The 15370-nt window shown below is 57.6% G+C and carries 10 protein-coding genes; 3 read left to right on the top strand and 7 right to left on the bottom strand.

All coding sequences use genetic code 11. The features are described from left to right. Positions 1 to 35: 35 nt before the first annotated feature. The 5 genes from DYY88_RS20585 to DYY88_RS20605 form a co-directional block, all read right to left on the bottom strand. Positions 36 to 2273 (bottom strand): sensor histidine kinase, encoded by a 2238-nt coding sequence (locus DYY88_RS20585; protein WP_052288450.1) that lies wholly within the window; start codon positions 2271 to 2273, stop codon positions 36 to 38. A 777-nt stretch (positions 2274 to 3050) separates the two neighbouring features. Further along, entirely contained in the window at positions 3051 to 4817 is a 1767-nt protein-coding gene (locus DYY88_RS20590; RefSeq protein WP_039727249.1) for an NAD+ synthase, read from the bottom strand. A 115-nt stretch (positions 4818 to 4932) separates the two neighbouring features. Then, on the bottom strand, positions 4933 to 5643 hold the full coding sequence (locus DYY88_RS20595; protein WP_367889315.1) for an NUDIX hydrolase: 711 nt from the start codon (positions 5641 to 5643) through the stop codon (positions 4933 to 4935). Beyond that, complete coding sequence (locus tag DYY88_RS20600) at positions 5640 to 6302, bottom strand: nicotinate-nucleotide adenylyltransferase (protein ID WP_052288451.1); 663 nt, start codon at positions 6300 to 6302, stop codon at positions 5640 to 5642. The genes DYY88_RS20595 and DYY88_RS20600 overlap by 4 nt, the downstream gene beginning before the upstream one ends. Before the next feature lie 37 nt (positions 6303 to 6339). Continuing rightward, complete coding sequence (locus DYY88_RS20605; RefSeq protein WP_039727251.1) at positions 6340 to 7719, bottom strand: nicotinate phosphoribosyltransferase; 1380 nt, start codon at positions 7717 to 7719, stop codon at positions 6340 to 6342. Positions 7720 to 7927: 208 nt separating this feature from the next. Here DYY88_RS20605 and ubiA point away from each other — a divergent pair, with 208 nt between their 5' ends. After that, on the top strand, positions 7928 to 8914 hold the full coding sequence (gene ubiA, locus DYY88_RS20610) for a 4-hydroxybenzoate octaprenyltransferase (protein WP_367889316.1): 987 nt from the start codon (positions 7928 to 7930) through the stop codon (positions 8912 to 8914). A gap of 40 nt (positions 8915 to 8954) precedes the next feature. On the opposite strand, the gene DYY88_RS20615 is transcribed toward ubiA, so the two are convergent. Continuing rightward, positions 8955 to 10556, bottom strand: a complete 1602-nt coding sequence (locus tag DYY88_RS20615) for a CHAT domain-containing protein (protein WP_039727252.1) — start codon at positions 10554 to 10556, stop codon at positions 8955 to 8957. 104 nt (positions 10557 to 10660) lie between these two features. Beyond that, positions 10661 to 12904, bottom strand: a complete 2244-nt coding sequence (locus tag DYY88_RS20620) for a PP2C family protein-serine/threonine phosphatase (protein WP_084607078.1) — start codon at positions 12902 to 12904, stop codon at positions 10661 to 10663. Positions 12905 to 13406: 502 nt separating this feature from the next. Here DYY88_RS20620 and cobW point away from each other — a divergent pair. Together cobW and DYY88_RS20630 are read left to right on the top strand one after the other, a co-directional pair. After that, positions 13407 to 14453 (top strand): cobalamin biosynthesis protein CobW, encoded by a 1047-nt coding sequence (gene cobW / locus DYY88_RS20625; RefSeq protein WP_039727253.1) that lies wholly within the window; start codon positions 13407 to 13409, stop codon positions 14451 to 14453. Between the two features lie 153 nt (positions 14454 to 14606). Then, a complete protein-coding gene (locus DYY88_RS20630) occupies positions 14607 to 15185 on the top strand; it encodes a L,D-transpeptidase (protein WP_039727254.1) in 579 nt (192 codons plus the stop codon). Positions 15186 to 15370: the final 185 nt, after the last annotated feature.

The following is a 15370-nucleotide window of genomic DNA, read 5'->3' on the forward strand; positions in this document are numbered from 1 at the left end:
GGGGACGGAAACAGGCTAGGAATCGACCTAGCGCTTTAAACGGCCAGGGTCATATCGAGCGGCAGGATGATTTGAAAGGCGGTGCCGGAGCGATCGCTCGTCACCTGAATATCGCCGCCGATATGAATCAAGAGTTTTTGCACCAGGGCGAGGCCGAGTCCCGTGCCGCCCTGCTTCCAGGGGTCAGAACTGGGCACGCGATAAAACTTGTCAAAAATGCGCGGCAGCTCTCCTGACGGAATCTCGGCCCCGCTATTGGCTACCGTCACCCGGATCTGATCTGCGGGATCGGCGATCGCCGCGACGGAAATCGTCTCCCCCGGTGGCGTATATTTGCAGGCATTGTTCAGCAATTCGGCAAAGACCCGTTCGAGGCTCGCCTGATCACTCACCACCGCTGGCAACGTCTCGGGCAAATCAATTTCGATCGCTTGCTGGCGGCTTTGAGCCCGTTCATAAAAGCTATTGGTAATCCCCGAGAGCCAACTGGCTAAATTAATCTGCTGTGGCGTGATGGGATGATTGCCCCCGTCGAGCCGCTGCAGATCGAGCAAATCGTTAATCAGGCTAATTTCGCGTTCGCACTCTTCTTTCAGCACGGTGTAGTAACGCGCGACGCGATGCTGGCTGTCCTTGGGTTTTTGCAGCTCTTGATTCAGGTTGAGCTCTTGGTTGAGGGTGGCGCCTAACAGTTGCAGAGCCACGCGCATACTGGTGACGGGAGTGCGCAACTCATGGGAAACCGTGCTGAGAAAGTCATCCTTCAGTTGGTTCAGCCGCTCTAACTCTTTGACTTGGGCTTGTGAGGCCTGATAGAGGCGCGCCTGTCGAATGGCGATCGCGCACTGGTTGGCGACCTGCTGCACGAGGCGAATCTCTTGGTCCTCAAACCCGTAGTCTTTTTCATTGATCAGCCAGAGGTCGCCAAGCACGCCGCGATCGTCGCGAATCGGGCAGGCAAACATGGCGACATGCCCCCGCACCGGATTCGGCTCTTTTGAGCAAAACTGGAAATATTGGCCGTCGAGCAGTTGATGATAGACCTCGGGGAAGGCTTCCATCTGGGCGACCCGGCCCTGATAAGGGGGCAGCGACTCGTTGTACTCGTAGTAAATCGTGGAAGTGCCCTGTTCGAGGTCGTACAGCGCGGTGTTCGATCCCTTGGCACCCAAGACGCCCGTCAGCTCTTCGACCGCTGTTTGCAAAATTTGCGATTCGTCCAAACTATCGCGGACGCGATCGGCAATCCGCTTGAGGGTGGCTTCAAACTCTAATGCCTGTTGCAGTTGGCGAGTGCGCTGTTCGACCTGGGTTTCTAACTCGGTGTTGAGTTTGCGCACCTCGTTGTACAGATCGGCTTGGGCGATCGCCCGCCCAACTTGAATGGCCACATCTTTCAGCGAATCAATTTCCCACGTTAGCCAGGGGCGGGGATGACTGCAATCATGGACACAAATCAGGCCCAGCAGCCCATCGGCTTGAATGACCGGCAGCGCCACATAGGACTGCACATCAAAGGCCTGTAGATGTTTCTTTAACTCGGCAGGCAGCAAGGCCGCTTCTACATCCTCCACCACATGCACTTCGCCCTGTCGGTATTGCTCCAACTCATCCGGATCAAAGCAGGTGAACTCGAGCAAAATTTCTTTCAGTGAGCATTGATCGGGCACCACCGCTTCGGCAATGACACCGGGATTTTCGGGCCGCAAACTGTAGAACAGGACGCGATCCGCTTCTAAAAAGCGCCGCACCTCTTCCATACTGCGTTCGAGTAAGCTTGTCGGCCGCATGGATTGCAGCAGATGTTTCGCGATCGCCCCCAGCAATCGTTCACGCCGCGATTCTCGCTGGAGTCGTTGCTCTGCCTCAACCCGATAGGTAATGTCTCGCAGCGTATGGACGAGAAATAGGGCCGCGTCGGCTGACATCACACTGATTTTGACCGCCAGAATGCGAATTTCGCCCTCACTATCCCGCAGGGCAATTTCTCGCTCTTGCATGGCGCGGGTCGCGACGGCCTTACCCTGCGAGCCCTGCAAAATATCGAGCCCCACTTGGGTGAGCCAAACCGGATCAGGTGACCCGAGCAAAGTTGATTGCGGCAGCCCAAACAACTCGCAACAAGCGTGGTTTACGTACAGCCACTGGCCGGCCGCATCTGTCAAAAAGACGGGGTCAGCAACGGTGTCTAAGATGGCCGGAATTGCAGGAAGTGTATCGGTCACTTTTCGACGGGGTGATACGGGTTTAGGGGTAAATAACTCTTGAGTCATAGCCAACAGGAAACTGAGACAACAAGCAGCTGAGGAGAAACTCGCCGGGCATCGAGATCGGTGGCGGCAGTGGTGAGCATGGAGCGGGCAACCTCAGCGGCAACTGCATCAGCGTATTGAGATTTCCGAGACTGGCGATCAGGCTGTCACGCTTCTAAGGGGAAGCGGCAAGCGGCTCAATAGCGAGGACTCAATCAGTGGCAATCAGGGTCAGAAGCAGCCTCAGCAAAAGTACGGATCAGGGCTGACTCGCCAGAGCGTTGCAGCTAGTTTCTAGATAATCTTCACCAAATCTACACGTTCACTATTCCCGGATTTTGGCAAAAAAGCTCAGCAGCGATCGCTTTTTTAAGAGAAAGTCCGTATTCCCAGGGAGAGTCAGTAACTATAAAAATAGGTGCCTCAGTTGAAGCACCTAGAGCGTTGTTGAGAGGAGAACAGGAACGCTTAACGGTTAAGCCTCCAAGTTAACCTTATTCTAGCTTATTGAAACTGAATGTCAATAAATTATGTTTGATTATTTTGAGCTGGCGGTTGCTCTGACGAGTCTACAGATTGCCTGAGCGCTGGAATCGCCATTGGATAGATGCTTCACAGCTGATGGGTGAGGATGGTTGCGAGGAAAAGTTGGATTTGTGGGTCTTCCTCTTGAGATTGGTTGTCAAACAGGGGGTGGCGAGAGGCGGTCATGAAGGTGGATGCGCGATCGCTGGCCCCCACCGATCTCCTTGGACACCGACTCGTACACCAGGCACTAGACTCGTTGCCCCTGGCCGATCACGACACCGCGGTGGAGGCCAGCGCGATCGCTGGTTGGGGGGCGAGATTGCCCGTCCAGCGGCTGGCGATCGGCATGCGCCACTCGGAGCCAAAGGCGCGATCGGTTACTTTAAGCACGGGGGGAGCCTGACGACGCTTGAATTCGGCGCGACTCATGAGGCGGACAACTTTGTTCACAATCTCGACATCATGACCAGCGGCCACAATGTCGCCGATCGCTTCGTGACGCTGCACGAGGCGCTCCAAAATGTCGTCCAACACTTCATAACTCGGCAGGGAATCTTGATCGACTTGGCCGGGTTTGAGTTCGGCGCTGGGGGCTTTGGTCAAAATATTGGCGGGAATGATGGGATCCGTTTGGCCGGAGTGGGCGAGGTCGGGGAAGATTTCCGGGTGTTGGTTTAGCCAGTCGCAAATACGGTAGACGCGAGTTTTGGGCACGTCGGCAATCACCGCCAGGCCCCCGTTCATATCGCCATAGAGGGTGCAGTAACCCACGGCCATTTCTGACTTGTTGCCGGTGGATAGCAGCAAATGCCCAAATTTGTTGGCGATCGCCATCAGCAAATTGCCCCGAATGCGGGACTGAATATTTTCTTCCGCAACGCCGAACTCGGTGTCAGCAAACAGATTGCTCAACGTCTCGTCGTAGCCCGCCATCAGCGTGCCAATCGCTAGCGTTTCGCTCTGGATGCCGAGATTTTGCACCAGTTGCTCGGCATCGCTGAGGGAGTGATCAGAACTATAGGGCGAGGGCATGAGCACGCCGAGCACATTTTCCGGGCCGAGGGCGGCTGCCGCGATCGCCGCCACCAGGGCCGAGTCGATGCCGCCGCTGAGGCCAATCACTGCCTTGCGAAAACCACATTTGCGGGCATAGTCTCCCACACCCAGCACGAGGGCCGACCAAATTTCGGCGTTGATGTCGGTCGTAGCGGGGGCGATCGCACCTGCCTGCAAGTCGGCACTGGGGGGATCGTAGGTCAGCCATTGCAAATCTGGCTGGAAGGCGCGGGCGCGGGTGACTAACTCGCCCTGACGATTGACCGCGACACTATTGCCGTCAAAAATCAGGTCGTCGTTCGCGCCAATCTGGTTGGCATACACAATCGGCACATCAAAGCGCCGGGCACTGTGGGCCAGCATCGCTTCCCGCGTCTGCTGCTTTTGCGCCGTGAAGGGTGAGGCCGACAGGTTGACCACCAGATCCACACCGACATCTTTGAGCTGCGCGATGGGGTTATGGGGATACTTGCGCTGTCCCCAAAACTGTTCGTCGTTCCACAGGTCTTCGCAAATCGTGACGCCGATGTGAAGGCTTTGGCTATCCGCGAGGGCCAGGTAAAAGTGGTTGGCCACTTGTCCCGGTTCAAAATAGCGGTCTTCGTCAAACACGTCGTAGGTGGGCAGCAGTTGTTTGTGAAACACCTGCTGGACTTGCCCCTGCTCTAAATAAGCGATGCTGTTGTAAAGGGGTTTTTCGCCGCGATCGCTGGCCCCGGCATTGGGCTCGGCAAAGCCCACCAGCACCGCCACTTCGGGCGGTAGGGCAGCGGCCAAACCTTCCAACTGCTGCCGCATCGCCGCAATAAAACCGGGACGTAACAACAAGTCACGGGGCGGATAGCCACATAGCGACAGTTCTGGCGTCAGCACCAGGCGAGCCCCGCCCGCCGCCGCATGTTTTACCGCCGCGACAATCTGCTCGGCATTGTGGGTTAGGTCGCCAATGGTGGGGTTGAGTTGAGCGATCGCAATTTTCATAACAGTTACCGATACACAGTGAATGTCTTAAACGCTTGGATCACGAACTGAGTCATGCACAGAGAATGCGAGGGGCGATCGCCATCCAGCTTGGGTCATGTGGCCCCATTGCCGGCTAAATAAAGACCATCGGCTTATCTTTCAATAGCTCGAAGGCATCGGCGTCGAAGCGGTAGAGGCTGGCGGGGCGACCGGCTCCTCGGGAGGTTTTGTTGCCCGTGTCTTCTAAAAAGCCCAGCTTGAGCAGTCGCGCCCGAAAGTTGGAATAGTCGGAAAAGCCTTCGCCTAAGACCGTGACGTAGAGCTGGTAAAGGTCTCCCAGGGTGAAAATATCCGGCAAGACATCGAAGGCGATCGGGCTATATTCCAGCTTATTTTTGAGGCGTTGGTAGCCATAGGCGAGCACCTCGGCATGGTCGAAGGCCAGCGTGGGCACTTGCGCGAGGGGATACCAGGCAATGCCGCTGACGCCGTCGGCAATGAGTTCCGCTTCGGCAAAGCGCACCAAGGCAAAGTGGCTGACTGAGAGATAGCGCACGCCGTAGGAATCCTCCTCCTCGCGGGGATCGCGATCCGGCCCGCCAAAGGTGTAGAGCTGTTCGAGATAGAGGTTGTTGACGCGAATCTTTTCGGACAGCACCCGGTAGGCGGCATCTTCTAACGATTCGCCCTGGCGTACCAGGGTGCCGGGCAAGCTCCAGCAGCCGCAGTAGGGCGCGTCGTGGCGCATGACCAGCAGCACGAGCAGCCGATTTTGATCCGTATCAACGGAGAAAATCACGTTGTCGACCCCGACCTTAAAGTCGGCCAGGGGTTCGGCGTTCAAGAGATGGCCTGTTTTTCTTTGGAGCTTGCCGTGCATGGATACAAGTTGCGTTGGTTAATATAGGCGCGAACAGCGGTCGGTAAGGCTTGGGCGTCTTCGGTTTGGCGGTAGTAGGACGACGACACCTCAAAGGTTTTGAGGGTTTCGGCGATCGCCACCTGGCCTCCCTGTTGACGAATCGCCGCTAGCGCTTGGTCAGAGGGACGGTAGCCGGGGCGCGGCATGACCAAGATGTTGGCCAGTTGGAACAGCTCAGCCGCCTTGTACCAGTGGGGTAATTGCTCGACCAAGTCGGCCCCCACGATCAAAGTGAGTTCGGCCTGGGGCCACCTCTCCCGCGCTTGCTGGGCGCTGACTAGACTATGCCGATGGCTGAGTTCTTCATACAACGCGATGCGACCGGGGGGCACGGGCAGGTCTTGAATCATCAGCTTGAGCATGGCTTGGCGATCGCGCAGTGGGCACTGGTGCTGCTTGTAGGGGTTATCGGCTGCCCACACCGCCACATGGTCAAAATGGCGGGCGAGCCAGCGCAGCACCCGACCATGCCCCCGATGGGGCGGGTCGGCACTCATTCCAAATAGGGCAATTTGCATGGGCTTTTCTAACATGGGCAGACCGATTAAGAGAGTGGGGAGCAGGTGAGTGAACGCAGCCATCTGAGTCAGCTGGGGGATGAGGCTGGTAGTGGAGCGGTCATGACTGGCCCCCGCTGGGTACCGTTGATTTAGTCTGGTGGCGAGTGGCTTGGGTTAACTGGGCGAGCGCTGGCGTCGTCTCCACAGTGTAAGGGCCGGGGTCTTGCACTTGCCGTACCGCTGGTGACAGGGATGCCACCGACTGGGCGGTGCGCTGGGCGATCGCGGGCAAATCTTCCAACGGTGTGATGAGCTGCCCCTGTTGCATCACGGGTTGCAGCAAGGGCTGGGCTCCGGGGGGCGGTGATTCGGTGGTGAGGGCGAGGAAGTCGTGCGTGGCGCGATCGCCCGCATATTGCCGAAAGATTTGTTTACGGCCTGGATAGGTGACTTTGCTCGACGACTCTTTCATCACGGGAATGCCATCAATTTCGACGAGCTTATAAACTCCATTAACTGGACTCCCCGTGACCAGACGAGTGCCCAAACCATAACCGTCGATGACGGCCCCAGATTGCTTTAGCCGTACAATTTCATATTCGTCAATGTCGCCACTGGCAAAAATGGGGATATCCGGCAGCAGCTCGCGCACCTGCTGCGAGAGCCCGGCAATATCGCCAGAATCGAGGCGCACGCCCGCTAAAGCGGCTTGTCCTTGTTGGCGCTGGTTGGCCAGGTGCTGGGCCGCTGCCACCGTATTAAAGGTGTCGATCAGCAACGGCGCTCCGGGAAAGTAGCGATGAAACGCTTCAAAAGCGTCGGTTTCACTGCCTTCCAGGGCCGCGATCGCCATCACTAATGCATGGGCCATGGTGCCCGTCGGTTTCTGCCCCAATTGCAGCGCTGCCAACACGTTCGAGGTGCTATCGAGCCCGCCCGCGATCGCCGCCCGCGCCGCCCATAACGCCCCTTGGGGACTGAAGGCGCGGCGGGTGCCAAATTCCAGCAATTTCGCTTCGGGACCCGCCACATCCCGCAGGCGAGCTGCCCGCGTGGCAATCAGGGTTTGATAATTGAGCGTATTTAGCAGATACGTTTCCACCACTTGGGCTTGCCACAGCGGCGCTTCAATGCGCAGCAGCGGTTCGTTGGCAAAGACGGCAGTGCCCTCCGGCACCGCCCACACATCCCCGGTGAATTTGGCGTGGCGTAGGGTTTCCCAAAAGGCGGCGGGCGCATGGGCAAAGATCCCCGTCGCCTGGAGCTGCTCAAGGTGGCGATCGCTAAACGTAAAGGCTTCCAGGTACTCGATCGCCTGAGTCAACCCCATCGCAATGAGATAGCCAAAGTTTGGCGGCAATCGGCGGGTAAACAGCTCAAAGCTGGCCCGCCGCTGATCTAAGCCCTCACCGACATAGCAGGCGCTCATGGTGAGCTGATAGAGATCCGTCAGCAAACTGTAATCTTCTGGCAAAACCTGTAAAGGAGAGAGTGACATAGCGAGCCTTGGGCGACTTATGGTTATTTTAACCATAAATATCTGATGTGTCTCGTGAAATGAAAGCCAGGTTTATGAAGATTTCATGGCTTGAAAAATGACGGCAAATTGGCTGGACTGACCTTTGAATAGTCTTTGGCGATGGTTGGTGATGCCGCAAGATCTGTCTTAAGTGCCATCAAAGCCGGCGTGATATCGCTACTAAAGCATGATATTTGGTGGCCTGATTTTGGTGGAAGCTAATATTTCCCCTTGGAACGAGATTCCCCAACGGGGCTATGCTGAAGGGTGGAAATCTGTTGCTGTGACTATGGAAACGCGCGATCTGCCTCGCCCCGACCCCACCTGGAAAGCTGTTTTGCGGCTGATGCGTTGGGATAAACCCACCGGGCGGTTGATTTTAATGGTGCCAGCGCTGTGGTCCTTGTATTTGGCCGCACGGGGGACGCCGCCAGTGGGCTTGCTCGGGGTGATCATTGTGGGCAGCTTAGTCACCAGTGCGGCGGGCTGTGTCGTCAACGACCTGTGGGATCGTGACATTGATCCTCAGGTGCAGCGCACCAAAACTCGACCGCTGGCAGCGAAAGCCTTATCGGTGCGAGTGGCGATCGCCCTCGCCATCCTCATGTTTCTCTGCGCCTATGGCCTCACCTTTTATCTCAATCCGCTGAGCTTCGCGCTCTGTGTGGCGGCAGTACCGGTGATTGTGCTGTATCCCCTGGCAAAGCGGGTGTTTCCGGTGCCGCAGTTGGTGCTGGCGATCGCCTGGGGCTTTGCGGTACTGATTCCCTGGGCGGCGGTGACCGGCACGCTGGAGCTAGCAACCTGGCTGCTGTGGGCCGCCGTGATTGTTTGGACGCTGGGCTTCGACACGGTCTACGCCATTCCCGATCGCCAGTTTGACCAGCAACTGGGCATCAACTCCAGCGCGATTTTTTTTGGCAAACGGACACCGCTGGCCGTTACTCTCTTTTTTGTCGCAACGGCGGTGTTGCTCGCGGCGGTTGGCGTCGTCATGGCTTTGGGGTGGCCCTATTGGCTGGCGTGGGTGGGAGCGATCGCGGTTTGGGGCCGTGAGGGCTATCTACTCAGTCTTTACAACCCACCGCCGTCTTTGTACGGCAAGATTTTTCGCCAAAATGTACTGCTCGGCTTCATCTTGCTAGCGGGCATGATTCTCGGTTGCTTTGTTTAGGCGATCACTCGCCGCCAGAGCCATCTTGGCGGGAACTGGCTTAAGCTTCCACCACAAATTCCATCAGTCGCCCTTGGGGGCTGCCAAAACGCAGGCGCGTGCCCGATTGCAGACAAATTTCGGTGCGGTGCAGTTGCTGCCAGGTGCCCTGCTGCTCACAAAACGTGCCGTAGCGCGAATCATCGCGTAAATAGTAGGCCATGGACTGAGCCCCGTCAGGGGTATTCGTCTGTCGACAAAAGATTTCGGCATGGTGACCCGATACCCAGGGTTCAGGGATCACCAGGTCATTTTCGGGGCGGCGACCAATGCGCAGCATACTGCCGTAGAGATACCAGGCTAAATGCGGTTCATCGACCGCGCGAATGACTGCCAACGGGGTGTTAGAACAGGCTTCACCGGGCAGGCGAGTAATATCGGTGTCTTGGTCGGCGAGCACCTGGCTATCAAAATCGGGATGCCGATACAACACGGGCAACGTCCAAGCAGGTTGATTGAACTTGTAGAGGGTGAGCAGTTGCTGGCGGGCGATCGCGACGGCTCGGTCAACGGAGTTGCGCTCGGCCAGCGCTTGCGAAAAGACCTGGATAAAGCTCAGGGCTTCTTCATCGGCAATGGCATCGCGCATGGCAATGACCGCAGGCACCCCATGGTGCAACAACACTTCGGCCAGACTGCTGCGGGGAATCGGTCGCTGCTCTTGCTGATCGGGTCGCGCGCCCCAACAGGTGTTAAACACGGCTAATTTCACCTGATTGAGCAAGAGCAGTTGGGCCAGCTCCGTTCCATTCAGCGTCGATTCGGCTTGTAGATAAATGAGGCCGCCGTCAGGCGCGGGCACACCATGCCCAGCGTAGAAAAAGACGTTGTATTCACCGCGATCGATCGCCTTGATGAGTTCACTGGCGCGGGGCCGCACGAGCACATCCACCTGGCAAGGTGCGCCGGTGCGGGCCTGCAGGCCAGACGTACTTTCTCCGGTCAAGATGCGCTTGAGCAGTTGAGCCTCAGCTTCGAGCTGCAGGGTGTCGGCGGAGTCGCGATCGCCGGGCACATCCGGTTCCCCCAGCACGAGCAAAATCTTGAGTTCCTGATCGAGACGGATCTCCGCCAGGGGATCGACATCGCTCGTGGTGCGGCTAAACCGCACATATTCGTTTAACGACATGGCCTGACGACCCGGCTGGGGCTGCATGATTTCCCAGGGTAGGCCGATGAGGTCTGGGTCGCGAATGTCGAGACACAAAGACAGGGGATTGCCCTGGCCCATGGCAATGCCCAGACTTTGGTCGAGGCTGCCTTTAATCGCGCCGTCAAAGAGCCACTGCCAGAGCTTGACGCCCAGAGTTTGCATCAAGCGACCAGAATATCCCTGCACCTTGCCATCGGGCGACTTGAGCAACTCGGGCGTCACCATTTGCGGCACATAAGAAGCGGGGACGTGGGGCACGGGCGGTAAGCCCCGCAGCGAAAAAAGCTCAAGCCAGCTTTGCCACAGTTGATTGAGTTCATCACTCCAGGGGCGATCGTGGTGGACATAGCCACCTGGGTAGGGGGCTTCGACCACCCAAATTGCGTAGTGGGGGGTGGTGGCATTCGCCAGACGATCGATGGCAATACGCAGACGGGTAGGCTCTGACATCGAAAATCGTGAGGAAGAAAACAGACGCGAAGGTAAGGTAGATCAGGCTGCCCTGAATCGAACGCCGCCAACTGGGAGGGCTCCTGCCAGCGTGACTGAGATCGTTAGTCAGTACACAATCCCTGCTGAGGGCTAGATGTGTCAAGTAAGGGAGCCGCAAAGGTGGCGAGATCGGCTTGCAAGATCCATCCTTGATCGCCGGGTGCAGCGATCGGCCAGGCGGGCTCAAGACTCGTGCTCTCAGGGGACGTCGAGGGCAGTGCGTCGGTCGCTTCCCCAGTGGGTTCTGGCGTCGCTGTAGAGCAGACTTGCAGACGCACCCACAATTCACCCGCCGGGGTTTGTTGACGGCTACGCACCTGCACCACCGTTTGGGCGGTCAGCAAACGTTTGGGCGTATCGATCGCCTCGGGGGCATCGGCGGCTGGAGGTGAGGCGGTCGTCACGAAGGTGGCTGCAGCGGTCGGATCTGCCAGGGTTTTAATTTGGAGAAAATCACCCACGGCGAGATCGGCGATCGCGGTCGTTCCGGTCGGGGGCGGAGCCGATGGCGAGAGGGTTGACCCGCCCGAGGACTCAGCATCGACCGACGGCGCAGCGGCGCGGCGTTGCCACCATTGCCACCCCAGTGCTCCGGCAATGCCTACCCCAGCCGCGATTAGCACACTGACCATGATGAGCGGCCATTTTGTTTTCGGTTTGGTTGGGGGTGGGGCAACGGGCCGCAGCGTGGTGGGAGCCGTTGCCATTGCCGGGGCCGTGACCAAGGGGGCTGTGACATCAGGAGCGGCTTGATGGAGCACATCCACCAGCTGCACGGGCACGGGCTGAACTGTCGCCGCCGCTTGGGGACTCACGCGCAACAGTCCTACGGTGACATTGTCATGGCCATTGTGGGTGTTGGCGAGGGTGACTAATCGCTGAGTCGTGGCCCCCACTTCGCGATCGCCCGTCAACACGGGGAGCAATTCCGTCGCCCACAGCTGATCGACCAAATCGTAATCGCTAAGGCCATCGGAACACAGCAAAATCAAACTATTAGCGGCGATCGCAAACAGCTGCACGGTGGGATGCAGATGCTGAGTCGGGGCCATGCCCAGCGCTTGCACCAAAGCCCCCGCGCCGGATTGCTGTAGCGCTTCGGCATAGAGCCGCAGACCCAGGCGGGTGTCGCGGGCGGCCACATCATCATCCAGGGTGAGTTGCCGACAATTGTGCGATCGCACCCGATAGGCCCGACTGTCTCCCAAATGCGCGATATATAGACACCCGTCGTATACCAGCGCCATGACGATGGTGGTGCCCATGCGTCCCCGCTCCCGCTTATGATCAGCGTCGTTGCGCAGGGAAATCGCTTCATTGGCCTGCAACATGGCCTGTTTCAGTGCCAACACAATCTCGGTGTGGGGTGTGCCATTGCGCACCAGCAACGGCTGGAGGGCTTGCGTCACTTCAGCGATCGCCGTTTGCGAGGCGATATTGCCCCCTTCGTGACCACCGATGCCATCACAGACGACTAATAACGGCGCTGGGGTGAGCTGATAGTCTGTATTGGCAGTGAGGTGCACCGTTTGGGTCGTACCACTGACCGGAAAACAGGCGTCTTCATTCCGATTGCGAGTCGGCCCTTGATCTGACTTAACCGATAGTTGCACTGGGTATTGCCGCTGCGCCGATTGTTGTCTGAGGGCTTGCGCCAGAGAATTCACCAATCCACTGACCTGTCCCCGACCGGCGGCTAGCTCCTGGGTTAAGCGCATCAAATAGTCGCGAATCGCGGGTGCAGCTTGAGGGGCCAAGCCCTGCCAATGTTGCCCCAAATCCGCTAAGGCGAGGGGCGACGACTTAACGGTCAAAGTCAATAGCCGCACATCTTCACCATCGACTCGCACTAAATCAGGGTCCAGCAAACAGTGAGCGACTTGCTGATCGAGACAGGGCTGCCACAGTTGGGCCAATTGCCACAGCCACGACAACTGCTCAATCGCCGACGCTTGGGGCCAGGCTTCGGTCAGCGCGGGCAATAAGTCAGGCGGTGCAGCGGCATGGGGCGGTGCTTGCAACGGCACCTCATCGAGCAGCAGCAATGGCTGGCCATCTGCCTGCGTCACCTGGGTAAAAGGGCGGGGAATTGCTGTTAGGTAAGGTGACAACGCCAGGTAAGGCATCGCCTCAGGCGGCACATCAGCTAAGGCTGGCGGCGGCAACTGCGGTTGGGTATCGCGCACCAGGGGAAAGCGAATGACCTGATAGCGCTGCATCAAATAACTGCCCGCTGATAAGGGCGCAGCTACCGTGCCCTGTGCCCATAGATAACGATGTATCGGTGGCAACTGCGAATTCGGCATAGAGGGCGATCGCCTCGCTCGTCGGTCATGTCAGGCGGGGCTCACTGCCCCACTCAAGCTACGAAATTATGCCACACTCTCAATCTTGCTGAGAGAAAGTCCTGGTTTACAGACGTTCTCATTCATATAGAGTTGTGGCAGGCACCCGGTCCCTTGACTTGGCTCTCAGGCTACTGGCAGAACGGCCAGGGACCGGGTGCCTAAAGGCTAACCCAAGCTTTGTTGCAGAAACTAAGAGGGACCCGGTCCCTCATCACGCGCAGATCGCCCTTCTTGCTCCCTGGAATTAGCGCGCCACCATCAGGGCCGGATTTGCGGTGAGTGCGTTGAATCCCGTCGCTTCAGGCTTAGAATATGGCCCTGCGGCAGGTTCAGGACGGTCAGGTTTTGCCCTGGCTGCTGCCAAGCTAGTCGTTCACCCAGTCAGCTCACCAACTGACTCGTTTGTATCTATCCATTGACTCTGATACCCACCCACGTACTCACCGACCCCTTGAGCAATATGCATAAAATTCCCGTCACGGTCGTCACTGGCTTCCTCGGTTCTGGCAAAACAACGCTAGTGCGGCATCTGCTGCAAAACAATCAAGGACGCCGCATCGCGGTGTTGGTGAATGAATTTGGGGAAGTTGGCATCGATGGCGACATCTTGCGATCGTGCCAGGTCTGCGACGATGAGGATCCGAATGTGGATGCCACTCATCCAAATATTTTGGAACTCGCTAATGGCTGCCTTTGCTGCACCGTGCAGGAAGAGTTTTTGCCCACCATGCAGAAATTGTTAAAGCGGCGAACTGAGATTGACGCGATCGTCATTGAGACATCGGGGCTGGCGTTACCCAAGCCCCTAGTGCAAGCTTTTCGCTGGCCTGAGATCCGCACTGGGGCAACGGTCGATGGGGTCGTGACCGTGGTGGATGGCGACGCCCTAGCGAAGGGGCAGATGGTGGGCGATCTGGCCGCTTTGGAGGCGCAACGCCAAGCTGACGATAGCCTGGAACATGAGACACCGATTGAAGAATTATTTGAAGATCAGCTCGCCTGCGCGGACATGGTGCTGCTGACGAAAACCGATTTAATGGCGGCGGCAGAGCGCGATCGCGTGCAAGCCTGGCTACAAGCCCAAGCACCGACGGGCATCAAAGTCGTGACCTGTCATCAGGGCAAGATTCACCCCGAAGTGCTGCTCGGCTTTAACGCAGCGGTGGAAGATCACCTCGACAGTCGCCCCAGCCACCACGACCACGAAGCAGACCACGACCACGACGAAGACATCAACTCCATTTGCGTGGAGCTCAACCAAGCCCTCGATCCTAAAATCTTGGTCAAGCGTTTACAAACGCTCGTCCAGCAGCAAGAGATTTATCGCATCAAAGGGTTCGTGGCCGTACCCAACAAAGCCATGCGCTTGGTGTTGCAAGGGGTCGGTCAGCGGTTCGACCATTTTTACGATCGCCCCTGGAAACCCTCAGAACCCCGCCAAACTCGATTGGTCTTCATCGGTCACAGTCTCGATGGTGAACAAATCAGGCAAGCGATCGCGGGCTAAAGGCTGGGCGATTATCGGCCAGCATCCCCCTAGCTCCACGGCCCCGCTCATCCTCAGGGGCTTGGGCCTGGCGATCTCCCATGAAAATTTTGTCTCCGTGCATTGGTTTAGTAGAACATCGGTATCCTGAGAGATAAGGGAACTCATGATGCCATGCTGACTAATCCATCGATTCGTCGCAGTGTGATGTTGCTGTGCTTTGGCGCCGCTGGATTGCTGCTGGCTGCCGAGTGGCACATTATGCGATCGCGGCCTGACCCCGTGGCGACGCCCATCCGCCCGACCCGCGTCAGCCAATTGGCGACGCTGCTGCGGCAGTCGCCGCTGCCCAACATGGTGCGCGAAGCCCGTCTGGTCATTCGCCTCGGGCCTAAAAAGTTGGAATATTACGAAGGCGAAACTCTGATCAAGCAGTACGACATTGCCGTGGGCCAAGCCGATTGGGAAACCCCAGTGGGACATTTTTCCGTCCTCGATCTGCGCGAAAATCCTCTCTGGAAGCACCCGATCACAGGCAAAGCCATTCCCACCGGACCCGAGAATCCGCTGGGCTCGCGCTGGATTGGGTTTGCCTACGACGACGAATATCACATCGGTATTCACGGCACGAATCAAGAGGAACTGGTGGGGCAAGCCGTCTCTCATGGATGTGTGCGGATGCGCGACGGCGAAATTCAGGAGCTGTACCAGAAGCTCGCGATCGGGACGCCGATTACGGTGAGTCCAGAGTGAGCCGTTCCCCGGCGATTGACGACTCCCAGCATCGCTGCAACGACTCTGCTGGCTCCTGTGATTACAGCGCGATGCACCCCGACCTAAAATTACCTAAGAGGATGTTTGATAAATCGCTCAGTCAGTAAAAAAGCTCACTCGCCATAAGCTGAAGATACGAACCATCAGCCCTTGAGTGAGCATGA

The organism is Leptolyngbya iicbica LK (assembly GCF_004212215.1).
In the GTDB taxonomy this organism is placed as follows: domain Bacteria; phylum Cyanobacteriota; class Cyanobacteriia; order Phormidesmidales; family Phormidesmidaceae; genus Halomicronema; species Halomicronema iicbica.

Excerpts from the sequence above, each read along its gene's own strand:
- DYY88_RS20630 (WP_039727254.1), top strand. The coding sequence starts at position 14,607 with ATGCTGACTAATCCATCGATTCGTCGCAGTGTGATGTTGCTGTGCTTT.
- DYY88_RS20585 (WP_052288450.1), bottom strand. The coding sequence starts at position 2,273 with ATGACTCAAGAGTTATTTACCCCTAAACCCGTATCACCCCGTCGAAAA.
- DYY88_RS20615 (WP_039727252.1), bottom strand. The coding sequence starts at position 10,556 with ATGTCAGAGCCTACCCGTCTGCGTATTGCCATCGATCGTCTGGCGAAT.
- DYY88_RS20620 (WP_084607078.1), bottom strand. The coding sequence starts at position 12,904 with ATGCCGAATTCGCAGTTGCCACCGATACATCGTTATCTATGGGCACAG.
- DYY88_RS20605 (WP_039727251.1), bottom strand. The coding sequence starts at position 7,719 with ATGTCACTCTCTCCTTTACAGGTTTTGCCAGAAGATTACAGTTTGCTG.
- DYY88_RS20600 (WP_052288451.1), bottom strand. The coding sequence starts at position 6,302 with ATGGCTGCGTTCACTCACCTGCTCCCCACTCTCTTAATCGGTCTGCCC.
- cobW (WP_039727253.1), top strand. The coding sequence starts at position 13,407 with ATGCATAAAATTCCCGTCACGGTCGTCACTGGCTTCCTCGGTTCTGGC.
- ubiA (WP_367889316.1), top strand. The coding sequence starts at position 7,928 with ATGATATTTGGTGGCCTGATTTTGGTGGAAGCTAATATTTCCCCTTGG.
- DYY88_RS20590 (WP_039727249.1), bottom strand. The coding sequence starts at position 4,817 with ATGAAAATTGCGATCGCTCAACTCAACCCCACCATTGGCGACCTAACC.